Raw genomic sequence first — 16,556 nt, 5'->3', positions numbered from 1 at the left:
AACTAAACTAAAAATAACCTATATTTTGCACTATTTGGGTTATCGCTTGCGCAGCTTGAGCGCTTCCTTCTCCGGGTTTTATAATTTTTTGAACATCATTTCCAAAAGAAGATCACAAATTATTTAGCGCTGCGGTGATTGAAGCTCCTGCAACTAATAAAATTACAATTACACCAATAATCAATATTCCTGATTTTAGCTTTTTATAAATTTGTTGTTTCTTATCAAGTCCAGCAAACTTTGCTTGTAATAATAAAACGATAATATAAATTATCATTGCAGCGCCTACAATTCCTACTAATGAGCCGAAAATAATGGTTAAAAAACTTAGTGTGTTTGAAGATAAATTATTAACCGCATTTTTGACTCCATCAAGTCCGTTCTGTTGTACTTGTTGTTGAAATAAACTAATAAAATTCATTTTAATTCCTTTTTAAATATGTTTTAAATATGTTTTTCTTTGTTTTTAAGTAATTTATCAATAAGCTCAATTTGTTGTTTTCGTGTTGTAACTTCAGCTTCAAGTTCAGTTAAAAGTAATTTTTTTAGATCTTTTAAAATCTGAGTATCTGAACTTTGTAAAATTTTTAGCTTTTCTTGTAAAACAGATAGATTATTTTCTTTTTTCATTTCTACTCCTTTTGTATTTAATACATATAAAACTATTTATAGTTTTTCTTAAGCATATGTAAGCCGATTTTTGGAGAAATACTAAAAATTGAGTTATATTTGGTTTTTAATTTTTTCATCGTATAATTAAGTTTGAATCACCAGAAATCTGAATTCAGACCTTGATGTCGAATAATCAAACGCTTATCTTGATAAAAGGATTTATATTTTGGTATTTTGTAAGTAATTTCTCGATGGGCTCCGTTGTTTTTGCATCAGCAAGGCAAATATGTAAGCCCTTTTTTTGCTTTTTTGAGTAAATAACAAGGTCTTTTAATCATGTATTCAAAAATTTTTTTAATTTTGACAACTACTGTTTTTGCAACTTTTCACTCAAAAACATTTTTTGACCAAAAATAAGTTTTGTTGTTTTGATATACTCTGTATAAAGTCTTTTTAACATTTTTTAAACTAATAGAAATTAATTGTTTTTCACATTTAATTCCTTTGTAAAATGTATTTTTGTCTAAATTGACACTGTTAATTCACTTTTTAGAGATAACTTTATTTTCAAATTGAATTTGAATGTTATTGTCAACAAATCATTTTAGAGCTTTAGAAATAGTTTCATTACTTAAGCCTAAATTTCGGAAATAAGCATAAGAGTTTTCTAATTGAAAATCGTTATTTTTTCAGTTAGAAAATTTGAAATTTCTAATTGCTAAATTTTTCAAATACTGATAAACTCTAAAATAATTTGCCATAACTAAATTTTCAAAACCAACACACAAATCTAGTATTTTTTTAGGAATATAATATTTTTTCCAGTCTAGTACGCTAACAACAATTAGTTTATTAGCAATTTTTTGGGTTTCAATAATATTCTCCTTGACTAAATAATTTAGAATTTTATAAATAGTTTTGGCATTCCAAGTTTTTGCTGTTCAATTTTCATTTAACTTTTGTAGAATTTGTCTGACATCTAAAAATTTGCATGTTTCTCCTTTCTTTTTAGCTTTCTTTTTAAATTCAAAATCTCTAATTACTCAAAAGATATAAAATAGGTAAGAACTATTAGAGCAAAAAACTTTTTTAGTTTTTTCAGTTGTTTTTTGTATTTTTGTGGTATAATTTTCTATTGTCATAAGTTGATGAATCCTTTCTCCCTGATGACTATTTCTTGTCTTTTAGTAAGGTCATACGCTGATGACACCTCTCTATTTATTTTTGTTATCCGATGACCACTCTTTTGTATATTTGTTGTGTTCATTTGATGACATCTCCTTTCTATTTTTTTAGTAGGGTTGTTTGTTAATAATTCCTTTCTTAGATTTTTTAAGATCATTTGTAAAATATTCCTTTCTGTAATTTTTGTAAGATTATTAATTTTATAAGTTTGTTTATTAACGGTTTCTTCCTTTACTATTATGCTCATTTGGTGTCCTTTCTACTATTTGAGTTTTTGAGTTTGAGCCTTTATAGGCTCTTTTTTTTATTTCAATTTTTGTGATAAAGTCCTAAGTTCTTCTTGATTTTTCTGTATAATATTGTCTAATTGATTTGCTTCTTCAATAGTATCTACTTTTGATTTTAATTTTTGGGCATGTTCTATTTCTTGTTTTGCTTTGTTTATCAACTTTTGAATTTCATCATTATCCTTTGACTTAGTGTTTTTATGCGAAGAACCGCTCTGGGGTAAAACGACGGTTTTTTTATCTTTATTTTGGAATTCAATTCGTTTTTTTAAAATCTTATTTTTATTATCAGGCTCAATTTTTGCTGGCTTATCTGAATTATTTTTATCTTTTTTTGCTTCTTCATTTGTCATAGGTCTTGTTTTTTTAGCCTTATTTGATAAGTGCGCTATTTTTAAATTTTTCGCTTTTGTTTTAAAGTCAAATTCAATTGCGCTAAAATCAAATAAAGTTTCTTTACCCTCATAAAAACTCTCTAGAGTTTTTTGTGGATCTTTTCAGATTTCATAGGCAAAATTTGACTTAACGTGAATTGGTTTTAGTCCTGTGATAAAAATTCATGATTCTTCTGGTGGCATTTGTGCCAATTTATTAATAGTAATAATATTTTCTTCAGCAAGTGAACTTGAAGTTGACTCTTTTTTCGAATCAGCGGGTTGACTATAACTTTTTTTAATTACGTCTTTTTTGCCAGCGAATTTAGCAAAAGTCTCAAGCGATTTAATATCGTTAGACCTAAAATAAATTTTTAAGGCTGAATTTGATAAAATGGTGTCGCTTTCTTTACCATATTTTTCCAGCTGTTGAATATTTTGCAAAACCAATGCAAAATAAATTCCATAGCTAGCAGCAGTTGACATCTTGGTTGCCATTTGATAAATAGCAGGCAAATTTCCAAACTCGTCCCCTAAAAACAAAAAATCCCTGAAATTACGCCGATTAGATTTTGAATTTGCTATTGTGATTAGTGATGAATAGCAGTTATTGATAATTGAGGGTATCATTAACTGACCAAGGTTTGAATCAAGTTGGAATGTTATAAATAAGGCAAAAGGGTTAGTATTTCCACCAAATTGATCACTAAATTCAGGATCCGATTGTTTTATTAATTTATCAAAATCGGTGGCATCTTGAGAAGAAAACATTTTTAGACCGATAGTATTAAATTTTGAAATAGCACCAGCGGCATTCACTAAAATTGATGTTAGAGTATCTGGATTAGTACTGATAAATTGAGCTATTTTTTCATTATAAAATGCTGAGAGTTCTTTGTTGTTAGTATTTTTGCAAACTTCAATTCATGATCCTTGCTTGAAAGCTTCAAGCGATAAAAAATAAGTAAAATTAGCAAAAACGTATTTTTCTCGTGTAAAACTTTGATCAACTTTTGAATAAAGAAGCAAATACCACCCGATTATATAGAGCACTTCTTTTGCTTGTTTTGGTCAGAAACTATCTTTACTGTTTGTGTCCCATTCGTGAATCGATTCGATTGTTTTTTGCAATCAATTTGAAGCTACATCATAATTTTGGAGTTTTTCAGATTCGTTTTTATAAGAAGAATGGAATTTGTCTCAAATAGGTGCTAAGAAATTTATCCCCCTTGACTTCCCTAAATTTTGAAAATCGAGCAAAACAGTTTCATATCCTTGTTTTTCAATTTCTTCTGAAAGACTAGTAAACAGCTCACCTTTTGGATCGATAATCATTAAATTAGGTCTTTTATTCGCATCTTTTAAGTGGATATTATATTTTATAGTTGGAATAATGAACTTTTGGGTTTTCCCTGACCGGGTATCTCCTAAAATAAAGGCGTGTGATTTAGTATGAGCGAAGAAATTAATTTTTTTTGTTTTACTGTCAACTAAATCTGTTTTGATTACTCAACCAGAATTTTGATTTTCGTGAGTTGCCAAAAATTTTTTATTAAATTCATTTTTTGAACCCTTTTTTTCAACTTCGTCATAAAAAATAAAATCACTATTTAACTCACTTGTGAATTTATTATTTGATAAATTTATGAAAAACCAAGTAATCGGATAAATAATAATAAGTGCCAAAAAACTTGCTAATATAATATAAATCATTCTCACAGTGTCTTGGACTTGCAAGGAAAAAGTTTCAAAAATATTGTTAATATTGTATTTAAATATAAAAGGTCAAACAAAGAAAGTAAAAATAAAGCTGATTAAATAAGAAACTATTCCAACAAAAACATGTTGGCCTCATTTTGGTAGCTTTTTAATTATGTTCTTCATTTTTTAACCTTTCTTGTTTTTTAATTATTCAAAATCCGGAAAAATTTCGTGAAAAATTTTATTTTGTTGTTGTTTATCAACCTCAATATGTGTTTTTAATTGTGACGGATGCTCAATTTTTGCTGGTTTTTTTGAAATTATTTGGTAATCTTCGATTTTGATTTCTTGATAATAAATTCTTTCTTGTTTTTCATTTTGGAAACTGGAAAGTCCTATTTGGCCTTGGATAAACAAAATATCTCCAATAGTAATTTCATTAGCTATTTTTGTTTTTGATCCAAATGCAATTGCATAAAAGTTGGTAGGTTTTTGACTGTTTTTGTTTTTAACTTCAATTTTAAAACGAGCAAAAGTAAGATTTGATGCCGCGGTTTGGCCTGTTGTAACTGTTGATACAACTTCTCCAATTAAAAAACTTTTATTTAACATTTTTTAACTCCTATTTATGAATTTTTTAATTTTGAATTTTTATTAATTTTTCGCTTAGCCAAAATTTTCTTTATCAATCTTATAAATTAAATTTATTAGCGCTTCTAAAATTGTTACTATAATTGGATTTCCTGGCTTGACGATATAATGACTCTTTTGTTAATATATTTTTTGAGATTAAAGGTTTTAATTTTTCAAAGTCATTATTTTCAAAACCCATTAGTCTAAAAGCTTCACGGTTTGAAATAAAACGATAATTTAATTTGTTTGCTAAATCATTTTCAAGCTTAATAATGCCGGTATTTGGATTTCTATCTTGCTTGGTTGTCAAGGTTCTAATAATAAAATTTTTTGACTCATTAATTTTTTCAACCTTTTCAACCATCCTAATTCGGGACGGAGTAGCATTAATTAAAAAGTCAGCATTTTCACTATTATTTGAATCCAAGTTAAAAATCGATTGAAAAATTTTCTTCCTTTTATCCAAATTGGACGAAATATCTTGACCTAAATTTAAGATATATTTTTCAAATTCTAAGTCGCTTTCAAAGGGTGTTTTTATTTCTTTTAGAAAACTAATGGCAAAAACTCGATTTCTTTTTTGAATTGAACCAAAATTGAGTCCATTTAATGTTGCAGTAAAAGTTTTATAACCTTCGTTTTCCAAAGTTTCTTTTCACTTTTCATATTGATTAATAAATTTTTTTGATATTAAATTAGGTACATTTTCCATTAAAAGATACTTTGGCTTAACCCTCAAGTCTTTAATTAGTGAATAAACATTTCAAATAAGAGAACTTGTTGAATTTTTATCAAAAATACCATTAGCACGTCCCATATTAGCAATTGAAAGACCCTGGCACGGAAATGAATAAGTAACAAAATCAGGAGCTAAGCGATTAATTTCTTCTACATTTAAATTTGTAATTGAGCCTAAATTTTTAGTTTTTATAATTGAAGCCGCTAGAATTTTTTTAAAACTCAAATCTTTGCTTATTATTTTTGAAGGTCTTTTTGAATCTAGCGACAACTCAAAATTTTTTAAAAAGGAATTTATTTTCTCTGGTGAACTTAGTTCATTTTCTTCTAAAATTTTTTCAACATCAGACAAAACATTATGATGGATTTGAGCATATGTAATAATTGACCGGACATCTCAATCAATTGTGGCAACAATTTCATAAAATTTTTGTTCATCTTTTTGAAAATTAGCAATCGCTTTTGCTTGCGCCCCAATTCCCGAAAACGTTTCCAATACCTTAATACTATTCATATCTCATCCTTTTTATTTTATATTTATAATTAATGTTTACATTTTTTTTGATCTTTACAGTTTAAATGCGAATATCTTTTTTTTAACTGATCAAGTTCATAGCCTATTTCAATTCATTTGTTAACTTTGTAATGTGGGTTTAGGTATTTTTCATGAAATCTAAGAAGTGCGGGTGCTAAGCGCGGATTATTTAAACCAAAAAGAATAAGTTCGTCTTCGTTTTTGAAAAATGTTTTCTTACTTTTGAATTTAGATAAGTATTTTTCGCCCGTAAGGTGAAAATAAGGATACATAGAAATATTAAAATTGAGTTTTGGAAGCGGTTTTAGAACATTGGAAGGGATTTCTGTTAGAACAAATCTATTTTGGTTATATTGTTCAAATTCTTTGCCTGAATACAATTTTTGATAAGGAATTCGCATGTTTATTTGTTCTGATTTTGGTAGTTTTTCATACTTTACTAGATATTCTTTATCTATTCTTTCTAGAAAAGCTATGGGATATTCCGGGCTTGATAGAGAACATTTTGAACGTAAAATTTGCCAAATTACTTGTTCACTTTGTTTAAGAGTTAAACCCTTTACAACATCTTCAAAACTCAAAGTCACAAAATTATTTTCCTTAACAGCTTGGCGGTAAAGACTTCCTGGGAAAATAGATTGGAATTTAATAAACATGTCAGGGAATTCTCAGAAATAGAGCTTTAATGCCTTTTCTAATGCTTGGTAGCTTTCGAACTTTTCTCACTCTTGACTTGGTCTAATTTTTTGAGGTCACTCATTTTTGGCAACATCATACAAGATTTTTTTATCTTCGTCAGATATGTTCGTTATTTCAAGCTTAACAATATCCATCTTTTTTAACTCCCTTCTATAAATTTGATTTTTTACATCTTCAATTTTGGTTCTTCGAACTTTTGGGTTTGGTCTAAATCATCTTTTTGCGTTAATTCAAGTTCGTATTTTGTTTCAATTCAATTGTTTACTTTGTAGTGTGGGTTAAGAATTTTTTCATGTTTATGAAGAATTTCAGGAGCAATCCTTCCATCTTCTAGCGCAAAAACAATAAGTTCATCTTTATTTTTAAAAAATCTGAAATCTTTATAAGTATCTTCTCAGGTTCTAGTAAAAAAAACAAACTCGTTTTTTAGATATTTATCTAAATTTTTTTTTATTTCAGGATAATAATTCACAAAATCATATTTTGCTTTGAGATTCTCTGGGAGCTTTTTATAGTCTTCCATTTCTTTTTTATGCTTTGGGTTAATATCCCAAAATGAAACTTCCTCGATATCTTTATCTATATCTTCTTTATTTCAATAGTGTGATCCTACATGCTCTGGACTTCAATTGCGGGTTGCAATATCCCATATTACTTCATCTTTTTCCTCTTGGGTTAAATCTTTTACCATATCTTCATAATCAAAATCTTTAAAGTCGTGTTGTTTTATGGTTTGGTTGTAAAGACTATTTTTATTACTATGTTGAAAACCGATAAAATGGTCAGGATATCTCTTAAAATAATCTTTTAATAGTTCATCTAAAGCTTTATATTTTTTTAAATTTTTGAAATCCGTGTTTCGCTCAACGTTTCCTTGTGTCCATTCCATTCTTTCAGGCCACACACTTTGTAAAAAGTTATGTCATTCTTTTTTTTCTTTTTTAGATAAATTTTTAATTTCAAGTTCAATAATGTCTGACATTTTGATTAATTCCTTTTTAAATTACATTTTCATCTTCATTTTTGGTTCTTCGAATTTCTGCTTCTCTTCTAACTCATCTTTTTGAGCTAATTCAAGTTCGTATGTTGTTTCAATTCATTGATTAAATTTGTAGTGTGGGTTTAAAATATCATTAAACTCGTGAAGAAGCTCATTAACACTAACGGATTGTTTTAAAGCATAATAAATAAGTTGATTATCATCTTTAAACAATTTTAATGGAATATAATAGCTTCCACCGCGGGGATAAACAAGTAGAGCATGCTTATTTTTTTGTCCGTCATATAAATTTTCTTTTAGTTCAGAAAATTTTCCTGTTTCTGGATCAATAGTATCTAATAAAACATCCTGAACCCCACGCTCAGACGCAAGTTTCTTAAACAATCGCGGAATTTTACTTACTATTTCATCTTTTTGCTCTTGGGTTAAATTTTCAACCATGTCCTCATAACTTAAATCTTGAAAATCATGTTTTTTAAGCGTCTGGTTATAAAGACTGTTTTTATTGTTTTTTTGGAAATGGATAAAATCGGCAGGAGCTTTTTCGAAAAAATCTTTGAGATTTTCATCAAGCTCATTCAAATTTTTGTAAAATATTCCACTAAATGTTTTTAAAGGATATGTTCATTCATTTTTAGGGCGAAGTAAGTTATCCAAGGTGTTATAGAATAACTCTTTATTTAATTCTTCTTTTTGCTCGGGGGTTAGATTTTCAAGTTCTAACTGGATAATATCTTTCATTTTAACCTCGTTTTTTTAAACTACATTTTCATTTTTAACTTTGGCGCTTCGAATTTGTTAGTTTGTTCAGAGTTATCTTTTTTAGATTCGACTTCTTGTTTTAGTTCGGGGTACCTTTTAAATCCTAGCATCTCAACTTCTGGGTCCTTTAAACGACCTAATGTGATATCTCAAATAAGATCTTTGCCATTTCCCTGCTCCTGTATGTATTCTCTCCAGTGCTTGTTTATTAACAAATGAAGTAAATTAAAATTAGATTTGGGTTCGTGAACAGAAAAAATATCATAAGTAGTTTGAGGTATGTCTATATAAATTCGGTCGTTTGAATTAAAAATTTTTATTAACGCTTCGGAAGAGTCTTTGGCATAGTTAATTATTGTTAAGCGTGGATTACTAGAATTAGGGTAACTGAGCTTCACTCATTTATTATTTTTTAATAACTCTGGTTGCTCAAGCCCTCCTGATCAGGAATTATCTTTGTTATTATTTTCTTTAAATTTTTTATATCTTTTTAATTCAGCTTTTTCATTAGTTTTTAGATAACCTACTTGACCTCTTGGAATGTCTTTTCTTACTTCGAGTTCTTCAATTTCTAAATCTAATCAATAATTATGGTTTTCTTTTGTTGATAGAATTCATTGTAATTTTTCAGATTCAATTCACTCTTGATTAAATTTTCCATCTAAAGTTCCCCAAGATTTACCTAGTCTTTTTATTCATTTTTCACGCTCTTCTTCGGTCAAGCGCTCTATTTCTTTTTTTCTTGGGTTATAACGTTTATAATTACCCGTTCTTTCAGGGTCGGCGAGAAAAGCATATCAATGAGAAAATTCTTTTTTCTGTCAATTAAAGTAAGCATATGGATTTTGTGTTACTATCTCGACTATTCCTTTTTTATAATGTTTTCGAACATAATCAGAGCGATTCGTCAGTTCCTTTTCCATTTCTCAAAGATTAGGGGCTATTAAATCGCCTTGATCATATCAACGCTTATAAGAGTAGTATTCATCCCTGAGAGGATCATCCCAACCAATAATAACTTCCCTTATATCATAACTAGAACTGTTAAGTGATTTTGTAACTTTCCATTGTATAAATTCTTTGTCAATATCAAGTTTCATAATTATCTTTACATCCTCATTTTCTTTTTTGGTTGGTCGAATTTTTCAGTTTGGTTAAATTTTCAAGCTTCGTCAAAACCAAGTAGCTCAACTTCTGGATCTTGGATTTTCCATAACTTTATATCATTAGCAAAAGCACGGTTAGCATCTTCTCTGGCTTGCAGATTCCATTCATGATGCATATCCGGATAATATTCTCAATACTTGTAAAGTAAATTACTAATTAAATTAAAATTAGATTTGGGTTCATAAATTGAAAAAATATCGTACGCAGTCTGAGGAATATTTGTATAAATTTTTTTATTTTCTTGAAGAATTCGTTCTAAGACTTCAGAACTGTTTTTGGCTCATGCTTGTATTGAGTCAAAATCTAAAGGATCAGAACCAGAATTAGTTTTCACTCAATTGTTATAAATTATTTTTTCACCTTTTTGCGGATCCATTTTAGGATAAGTAAGTTTATTTGTTAATTCTAAATATTCATCTCATGCTTTTTTTGTTTTATCATCCATTTGATTTTCCGGGATACTAAAATCATAATTTCGATAATTGATATTTATATGCTCAAATTCCATGTTTTCTTTAATAAGTTCTCATGAAATATTTTCAATGTTTTCTCAGGAATACTGGCATTCTCCAACCAAATTACAACCAGTTTTTCCTAATTTTTCAATTCATTTTAGGCGTTCTTCCTCAGACAAGCGATTGACTTGATCTTTCAATTTTTTATTTTTATCTTCCCCAAATAAAAATCTTTCAATATTATAAACCGGCTGAGGCGCCATGTTTATTTTGGAAAAATTGTAATTAGCTTCTTTATTTGTGGCTAAAAATACTGCCAGACCATCTACATAATCGGTAGATTTAGTTAGTTTTTCATCACCGTATTTATGAATATATTCTTGATAAACATCATCTATAAATTTATATCTTTCGGGAAAAGTTTCTTCGGTTTTTTGCCAAGTTTGTATTTCTTTTTTTCAAAATTTAATTTTATTATTTGTTTCCATTAAATTGTTTCCTTTTTATTTCCCTCTGATAATCATTTACGCTCAAGAAATGTTTTTCACTCGTTAAATAAACTATCAATTGACTTGTAATAATCTGAAAATTTATGTTCTTTTTCTAAACTAAACAAAAAATAAAAATACTCAAGTTTGGCTCCTTCTTGTTCAGTTAAGAAAAGCTTTTTATCCCCATCTTCGATAAAAGTAAGTTTTCTTGGAAATAAACTATTTGGGTAATCCCAGCTGACAGCTTGACATCTTGCATAATTAACAAAAGGATCAAATAACTTATTCTTTTTATTAAGATCAATACTTCCGTCTTGATTGCTGTATCGATCATCTTTTTCTAGAACTTCATTGGCTAAGTTTATATAGTAGTGGTAAGGGATTCATTTTCCAACTTTTCATAAATCTATTTGTAACTGCTCCGCCATTCCAAAAAACTTTTTATTTTTGGTTAGTTGAACTATTGTGATTGCAAAATATTCTATAAAAAAGTTTTTCTTAAATGTTGGCCATTGATTCCAGTCAGAGCCGATAACACTTTTTAATTTTTCTTGAACCTGACTAGTTTGCTCAAAATCAAAACTTTGAGATTCAAATTTAGCGTCTTGTTCTCTTAATAACTCAATTTGTTGTTTATTCATTTTTTATCCTTTAATTTTTTAAATTACTTTTTTAGTTTAGGTTCATCAAATTTTTGAGTTTTCTCTAAATCATCTTTTTGAGTTAATTCAAGCTCATGATTTGTTATAATTCATTCATTAACTTTGTGCTTAGGATTAAGAATTTCATTAAAATCATGAAGAAGCACATTGGCACTGACCGGTTGTTTTAAAGCATAATAAATAAGTTGATTATCATCTTTAAACAATTTTAATGGAATATAATAGCTTCCACCGCGGGGATAAACAAGTAGAGCATGCTTATTTTTTTGTCCGTCATATAAATTTTCTTTTAGTTCAGAAAATTTTCCTGTTTCTGGATCAATAGTATCTAATAAAATATCGTCAACTCCAAGTTGTGGTGCAAGTTCCATAAACAACCGCGGGATTTTACTTACTATTTCGTCTTTTTGCTCTTGGGTTAAATCTTTTATAACCTCTTTGTAATCAAAATCTTTAAAGTCGTGTTGTTTTAACGTTTTGTTATAGACGCTATGCTTAAAATCAGATTGAAAGGTAATAAATTCATCAGGATAATCTTTAAAATATGCTCCTAAAACTTGATCAAGCTCGTCATAATATTGCGTAGCGCCTGATAAAAATTCTGGATTAAACTTGTATTTGTTATATTTATTAAAATCAAGTCACTTTTGATATTCTTCTAGTTTTTCTTTTTTTTGTTCTTCTGATAAATTTGAGACGTTTTCGGCATATTTTTCAAAGGTTTTATAATTTTTATTGAGTTGAACTCTTTTAGGATATTTTTTTCCTAATTTTGGAACTTCGTCAAATTTATTAGGCTTACCGGCTAACTGTTGAAAAAGTCTTTCTTTTTCACCGGATCATAAATTTTTGATTTCTAGTTCGATTATGTCTGACATTTTTACTCCTTTTTTAAACTACATTTTTAGTTTTGGTGATTCAAATTTGTTAGTCTGAACTTGATTTAAGTCTTGTTTTTGACTTTTGCCAAACCCAAGAAGTTCAACTTCTGGCTCACGAATTTTTCCTGTTTTAATGTCATTGGCAAATTTTGCTATTGCCTTATACCTAGTTTTTTGATCGCTATTATGAATTTCAGGATAATTTGTTCAATATTTGACTATTAAGTTGTCAATTAAGTTGAAATTGGACTTTGGTTCGTACATCGAGAAAATTTCATAAGCAGTTTGGGGCATATTTCTATAAACTTTTCTATTTAAAATAAATATTCTTTCCAAAGCTAATGTCGAGTCTTTTATATAGTAGTGATATTTAATTTTCTGCCGGTAATTGTCAAAACGAATTACTTTAAACTTATTTTCTAAAATTTTTGACTTTTCCTGGTCACTAATTTTCAAATTAGCAATATCATTTTCTAAAATTCACTTTTTTTCATTATTAATATTTTTATAAACACTCTCACAGCGACCATCAAGTGTGCAGTCGACTTTGCCTGTTTTAGATATTCATTTTTCACGTTCTTCTTCGGTCAAACGGGCAAGTTCAGATGCCAAGCCAGGAGGTGGGGTTTTATCATAAAGTCAGGCTAGGGAATGAAATTCTTTTTTTTGATCAAATAAAAAATGCTTAAGAACTTGATGAATATTTCCGAACATACCCTTTGTGCTAAAGTGATAATATGCTTCTTTATTATTAGACAAAAAAATAGTAAAGTCATATATATTAGGCCGCCACGTGAGATCTATATTACTATTTCCAAATGGATTACTATTGTCAAAATTTGAATAATACTTATAATAGGTATAATCATTTAATTTTTGGTCTTTACCAAAAATTTTTTTTCAAAATTTTAGTTCATTGTATACCAACACCACCCTGTTATTTTTTTTTTTTGTTTTATATTCAAAGTCCATTGGCACACCTCTTTTTTATTCCCTTTTTGCTTCGATAACTTCAATAAAAGAACCAACTTCTGGCAGAAAATGAAATAATAGTTTTCCAACAGCGCCATTTCGATGTTTTGCAATAATTAAGTTTGTATTTGGCTCACTGCTTTCTACACTATATTCTTTTTTGTTGTAATAATCTTCGCGATGCAGAAACAACACAATATCAGCATCTTGTTCGATAGCTCCTGACTCACGCAAATCTGAAAGCATTGGAATTTTATCTTCACGCCTTTCAACATTTCTTGAAAGTTGAGCTAAGGCAATAATTGGAGTATTGACTGCCCTTGCTAGTTGTTTTAATTTTCGGGAAATAATCGACACTTCAACAGTTCGGTTATAATTTTGCTCTTTTTTTTGCGAGTTTATTAACTGCAGGTAGTCAATAACTATTAAGTCAAAAACTTCGTTGTTGCGGTGTCGTTTTAAAACTTCATTGACAATTTCGTCGATATTAATTGAACCTGAGTCATTTATTGTTAGTTTAATATTTTTTAATCGTTTAGAAATTGAAAGTTGAATTCTTTGTAGATCTTCTGGGGTTAGATTTTTTGGCCTTTTAAATTTATTTCCACCAATTCCTGAAACCAGTGATAAGAGTCTCATCCCTAAATCATTTTTTGACATTTCAAGTGAAAAGAATAAAACAGATTTTTGACTTTTGCAAACATTTCATGCCAAATTAAGGGCAAAAGCCGTTTTCCCAACTGACGGACGAGCTGCTAAAACGATTAGATCACCTTTTTGAAAACCAGAAGTTACAACATCAAAATTATCATAACCAGTTGAGATACCCCGAAGTGCACTTGGACTTGTTCTCAGTTCAACAATAAAATTAAAAACTTCTGTGACTATATCATGAATATTTGAAAAAGTCTGAACTTGATGACTTGACTCTAAAACATTAATTTTCTCGATAATTTCAGTAGAAATACTTGTTGATTTTTGTGTTCCATTATCAAGATTTTTACCTGCCTCAAGAACTATTTTTCTTAATTCACGCAGTTTTTGTTTTTCTGCAATAATTTCTAAATGTGATTTTATTTCAGATGGCAAAGAAAAGTTATTGTTATAAAGTCAAATTATGAATGACTTACCACCTATTTTTTCCAACTTTTGATTTTTTGCCAATTCTTCAACTACCAAATTAACCTCAGGCTCAGGATTATTAGTAGAAACACTTTTAATTGCTTTTACAACTTCTGCCAGTCTTGGATCACTAAAATTTTCAAACTTAATTAAGTCAATATAATTAATTATTTTTTTTGGATTTGAAAGTAAAAAAGAAACAACAAATGATTCAATATCAGGAGAAGTATATCGTGAATTATTCATAATTACTCCTATTTCATTATCTTATTCAATTTATATTTTCACTTTTTGAAAGCATAAATAATCTTCGGGTCTCATTTGTATTCAGGCTTTTGGTAAGTGCGTTTTGCTCTTCTGATATTTTGTTTTTTATCAAGCCCATAAAATTTTCTGACTTGCTTTAAGATAAAATTTCGTGAGGCCATAAATAATTCATTTTCTTCTTTTTTAACTATTCTTTTTGCCTTATGTGAAATAGCATCGTTATAGTTATTCTCAAATTTTCTGACTTCGTTAAGAGCTGAATCAAAATTATTTTTTTTATCAAACAAAATGTAATCTGACTTTAAAACTTTTTTGTAAATATCTTCAATAATTTGTTTTTGCTCTGGTTTTAAAAATTTGTAGTACTTTGATGAATTTTCTTGAAATAAAATATCTTGTTCCGTCCGGGTAATTTTTTCAATAATATCGGTCATGTCTGAAGTAGATAGCATCAAACTTGTTAGTTGTTTAGCATCTCTGGCTTTTTGAACTGCCGCGTATAAATCTTTTTCATTATCAATTAGCGACTCTGCTAGTTTCATTTCTCCGCTGTCTTTAATTTCATTAAAATCAAATTTTTTAAGTTTCGAAATATATTCTTTTTTTGAGCTTTGCAAATTTAAAATTTTTTGCTCTAATTCTTTTTGATCATTTCTCGAAAGTTTTGTATCAGATTTAACTTGGGCACCTTGTAAAAGTTTGATTTCTAATTCAAGTTCTAGGTCACGTCTTTTTATATCGAATTTGTCGCGTTTATCAAACCGAACTGTTTTGTCGTGTTTTTTTGTTGGCTTTTTTTCTGAAATCCAAAACTGTATGTGCGGATGATCTGTGTTAAAATGAACGGCCCCATAAATGTTTAAATTATTGAAGTCTAAAAAATTTCTTTTCAACCACTTAGTCATTTCAGGTGCGACAAAGTCTGCAAAATCTTCTAAACTTATTAACTGATTTTTGGCAATAAGATCGTAATTTCTAAAACTGAAAATATATGGTCAAATTGCCTGATTATTTGAGAGTTCTCCAATTTCCTGATCCGCTACTTCAGTATCAACAATTCTTGTCTGATTTTTGGCTAAAATTTGAAAAAGTTTTAGTTTGTATTTGTCTTTATTTGCTTTTTGTTCTTCTAAAATGCCTTGAACAAACTTCTTAAAATTTGCTGGGCTTTTATCTTCTTCCAAATCTCACATTTTGTGCAATGTCTCAGAATCAACAGTTATGTTCGCTGATAATCTGCTTATGTAATACAAATAATTTTTTTCTTTGAAGACATCATTGAAATAATCAACGAGTTCTTGTTTACGTGAATCTCCACGAGGTGTTTTCTTGATCAAAACTGCTAAAATATCATTTTTCTTCATCCTAACACCTCTGATTTTTTTGCAAAAAAAAGATCCTTTTCTCAAAGGATCGTGATCACAAATTTTAACAGCTTACGATTTTTTTTAGAAAAAATCGATTAGATTGGTCCAATTAGTTAAGGAGCAAACTAGAAAATAAAATTAAATTATACACTAAATAAGTTTAAAAAACTCAGATAATTATTTTTTCTGATTATTTATTTTCCCGAGTTTCCCAGTTTTAAGGCAAAAATTCACTTTTTAGTGAATATAAATATGAAAAAACACCCGTAAATCAGTGTTTTTTGATTTTAAAATCTTAATTTTTATTACTAGCATTTACTAGCATTTTAAGTAATTTTATGGTATAATTATAGATTATGAAAAAACAAAATAAAGATGGTTTTATTGAAGTAAACAAATTGTTTGGCAAAAAACCTAAATATTTTAAGGAAATTTCAAACGTGAAATTTGAAACAAGTTATTTGAAAACAATCAATTAACTGAAGTTGGTTTAGTAACGATGTTGCAAAAATTAAGGCAAAGGGTTGAATTTAACACTTTAAATCAGCAAATAACATTTAAAAATCGAGATGGCGTTCCTAGTGACCCGAATATTTGAAATAGGTATGATTTTTACTTTGGTATCTTAATAAATCGCTAAAAAAAA

Annotated in this window: 16 protein-coding genes and 1 pseudogene; 1 reads left to right on the top strand and 16 read right to left on the bottom strand. The window is 28.4% G+C overall.

The features are described 5' to 3' along the window. Positions 1–7: 7 nt before the first annotated feature. From V3255_RS01830 to V3255_RS01755, 16 genes are all read right to left on the bottom strand, one after another. The gene (locus tag V3255_RS01830; RefSeq protein WP_337903101.1) at positions 8–421 is read right to left on the bottom strand and encodes a hypothetical protein; all 414 of its coding nucleotides are present in this window, start codon (positions 419–421) and stop codon (positions 8–10) included. Positions 422–444: 23 nt separating this feature from the next. Further along, positions 445–630: a hypothetical protein gene (locus tag V3255_RS01825; protein WP_252263136.1), complete on the bottom strand. Its 186-nt coding sequence runs from the start codon at positions 628–630 to the stop codon at positions 445–447. A 32-nt stretch (positions 631–662) separates the two neighbouring features. Beyond that, a complete protein-coding gene (locus V3255_RS01820; RefSeq protein ID WP_337903100.1) occupies positions 663–1,754 on the bottom strand; it encodes a hypothetical protein in 1,092 nt (363 codons plus the stop codon). A 347-nt stretch (positions 1,755–2,101) separates the two neighbouring features. Next, positions 2,102–4,342 (bottom strand): type IV secretory system conjugative DNA transfer family protein, encoded by a 2,241-nt coding sequence (locus V3255_RS01815; protein ID WP_337903099.1) that lies wholly within the window; start codon positions 4,340–4,342, stop codon positions 2,102–2,104. A gap of 24 nt (positions 4,343–4,366) precedes the next feature. Continuing rightward, positions 4,367–4,771 carry a single-stranded DNA-binding protein gene (locus V3255_RS01810; protein WP_337903097.1) on the bottom strand — a complete coding sequence of 135 codons (405 nt, stop codon included), beginning with the start codon at positions 4,769–4,771 and terminating at the stop codon, positions 4,367–4,369. 79 nt (positions 4,772–4,850) lie between these two features. Continuing rightward, positions 4,851–6,044 carry a DNA cytosine methyltransferase gene (locus V3255_RS01805; RefSeq protein ID WP_341516297.1) on the bottom strand — a complete coding sequence of 398 codons (1,194 nt, stop codon included), beginning with the start codon at positions 6,042–6,044 and terminating at the stop codon, positions 4,851–4,853. Positions 6,045–6,073: 29 nt separating this feature from the next. After that, positions 6,074–6,898 (bottom strand): hypothetical protein, encoded by an 825-nt coding sequence (locus V3255_RS01800; protein ID WP_337903095.1) that lies wholly within the window; start codon positions 6,896–6,898, stop codon positions 6,074–6,076. Between the two features lie 32 nt (positions 6,899–6,930). Further along, positions 6,931–7,746, bottom strand: coding sequence for a hypothetical protein (locus tag V3255_RS01795; RefSeq protein WP_337903094.1), 816 nt, complete (start codon positions 7,744–7,746; stop codon positions 6,931–6,933). Positions 7,747–7,767: 21 nt separating this feature from the next. Beyond that, on the bottom strand, positions 7,768–8,505 hold the full coding sequence (locus V3255_RS01790) for a hypothetical protein (protein ID WP_337903093.1): 738 nt from the start codon (positions 8,503–8,505) through the stop codon (positions 7,768–7,770). Positions 8,506–8,525: 20 nt separating this feature from the next. Beyond that, positions 8,526–9,626, bottom strand: a complete 1,101-nt coding sequence (locus V3255_RS01785; protein WP_337903092.1) for a hypothetical protein — start codon at positions 9,624–9,626, stop codon at positions 8,526–8,528. 8 nt (positions 9,627–9,634) lie between these two features. Further along, the gene (locus tag V3255_RS01780) at positions 9,635–10,636 is read right to left on the bottom strand and encodes a hypothetical protein (protein ID WP_337903091.1); all 1,002 of its coding nucleotides are present in this window, start codon (positions 10,634–10,636) and stop codon (positions 9,635–9,637) included. Beyond that, entirely contained in the window at positions 10,636–11,280 is a 645-nt protein-coding gene (locus V3255_RS01775) for a hypothetical protein (RefSeq protein ID WP_337903090.1), read from the bottom strand. Before V3255_RS01775 ends, V3255_RS01780 begins: the two co-directional genes overlap by 1 nt. A 23-nt stretch (positions 11,281–11,303) precedes the next feature. Next, on the bottom strand, positions 11,304–12,179 hold the full coding sequence (locus V3255_RS01770) for a hypothetical protein (protein WP_337903089.1): 876 nt from the start codon (positions 12,177–12,179) through the stop codon (positions 11,304–11,306). Between the two features lie 18 nt (positions 12,180–12,197). Next, positions 12,198–13,154, bottom strand: a complete 957-nt coding sequence (locus V3255_RS01765; RefSeq protein ID WP_341516296.1) for a hypothetical protein — start codon at positions 13,152–13,154, stop codon at positions 12,198–12,200. 15 nt (positions 13,155–13,169) lie between these two features. Beyond that, the gene (gene dnaB / locus V3255_RS01760) at positions 13,170–14,522 is read right to left on the bottom strand and encodes a replicative DNA helicase (RefSeq protein WP_337903086.1); all 1,353 of its coding nucleotides are present in this window, start codon (positions 14,520–14,522) and stop codon (positions 13,170–13,172) included. Positions 14,523–14,530: 8 nt separating this feature from the next. Further along, positions 14,531–15,907: a hypothetical protein gene (locus tag V3255_RS01755; protein ID WP_337903085.1), complete on the bottom strand. Its 1,377-nt coding sequence runs from the start codon at positions 15,905–15,907 to the stop codon at positions 14,531–14,533. 359 nt (positions 15,908–16,266) lie between these two features. On the opposite strand from V3255_RS01755, the pseudogene V3255_RS01750 reads away from it, so the two are divergent. Further along, positions 16,267–16,550 (top strand): annotated as a pseudogene (locus tag V3255_RS01750) (IS1634 family transposase); the annotation flags it as partial. Positions 16,551–16,556: the final 6 nt, after the last annotated feature.

Origin of the sequence: Mesomycoplasma ovipneumoniae, from assembly GCF_038095975.1 — a bacterium.
Classification (GTDB): Bacteria; Bacillota_I; Bacilli_A; order Mycoplasmatales; family Metamycoplasmataceae; genus Mesomycoplasma; species Mesomycoplasma ovipneumoniae_C.
Note: the sequence above shows the minus strand (reverse complement) of the source record. Positions and strands in the feature narration are given on the sequence as shown.